Raw genomic sequence first — 1,246 nt, 5'->3', positions numbered from 1 at the left:
TGAGTCTGAGGTGTTTGAAGAAATAAAAAAACACATTATAGAGGCAAAATAAATTGTTTTTTAAAAAACAAACAATAGAGTTGAAAACGGCAAAAGAAGTTGAGAAAATGAGAGTCGTTGGTAAAGTTGTAGGGGAAATTTTAGAGAAGCTCTCTGAAATAATAAAACCGGGAATAACTACGAAAGATATAGACGATTTCTCGGAAAAGTATATAAAAAAATTGAAAATGACGCCTGCATTTTTAGGCGTACCAGGTGTAACATGTTCGTTTCCTGCGTCTGCGTGCGTATCAATAAACAATGAAGTTGTGCACGGGATTCCGAATGCTTCCCGCGTGCTAAAATCAGGTGATATAGTTTCTGTAGATATGGGCGTTTTTTACGAAGGCTATTATGGCGACGCAGCAAGAACCTACGCAGTCGGCAGTATCTCCGACAACGCCGCTAATCTTCTTAAAATTACGGAACTCTCTTTACAGAAAGGCATAGAAAAAGCGCTTCCTGGAAACAGACTCGGGGATATTTCAAGCGCTGTACAGACAGTTGCCGAGAGCGCCGGTTTTTCGGTTGTAAGGGATTTTGTCGGGCATGGAATAGGCAGAAAGCTGCATGAAGAGCCTCAAATTCCAAATTATGGAAAAGCGGGTACGGGAGTTAAACTCCTTCCCGGTATGATTCTTGCAATAGAGCCTATGATAAACGAAGGAAATTATGAAGTTTACATGTTAGATGATGATTGGACTGTTGTTACAAAAGATGGAAGTTTAAGCGCTCATTTTGAGCATACCGTGGCGATAACGGAAAGCGGTTACGAAATTCTAACAAAGGTGTAGAATGGCTAAAGAAGAGAAACTGATTGTTGAAGGCAAAATTTTGGAATCTTTGCCAAATGCTGTGTTTAGGGTAGAACTCACAGAGGGCGGACATGTAATCCTTGCTCATATTTGCGGAAAGATGAGGATGCACTATATAAAGATACTCCCTGGCGATAAGGTTAAAGTTGAACTTTCTCCTTATGATTTAACAAGAGGTAGAATTACATACAGAGAGAAGTAAAAATGGTTGTGAAATAATATATGTACAAACCATGCCATGCTATTGTCAGTGGCGCGCATCGTTTTTTTGTCGTTTTATGATATAATACTAAAGAATTGTCTATAAAAGATTAGAAATAATGGAGTATAAAATGAAAGTCAGAGCATCGGCTAGAAATAATGGAGTATAAAATGAAAGTCAGAGCATCGGC

2 protein-coding genes are annotated in these 1,246 nt (G+C 38.7%); both read left to right on the top strand.

The window, feature by feature from the left end:
- Window positions 1-53 precede the first annotated feature (53 nt).
- Window positions 54-833, top strand: a complete 780-nt coding sequence (map, locus tag LE179_RS06265) for a type I methionyl aminopeptidase (RefSeq protein WP_374129520.1) — start codon at window positions 54-56, stop codon at window positions 831-833.
- A gap of 1 nt (window position 834) precedes the next feature.
- Window positions 835-1,056, top strand: coding sequence for a translation initiation factor IF-1 (gene infA / locus LE179_RS06260; protein WP_374129519.1), 222 nt, complete (start codon window positions 835-837; stop codon window positions 1,054-1,056).
- Window positions 1,057-1,246: the final 190 nt, after the last annotated feature.

The sequence above is a fragment of the Candidatus Endomicrobiellum agilis genome (assembly GCF_020328115.1).
In the GTDB taxonomy this organism is placed as follows: domain Bacteria; phylum Elusimicrobiota; class Endomicrobiia; order Endomicrobiales; family Endomicrobiaceae; genus Endomicrobiellum; species Endomicrobiellum agilis.
This window is presented reverse-complemented; position numbering and strand designations above follow the sequence as displayed.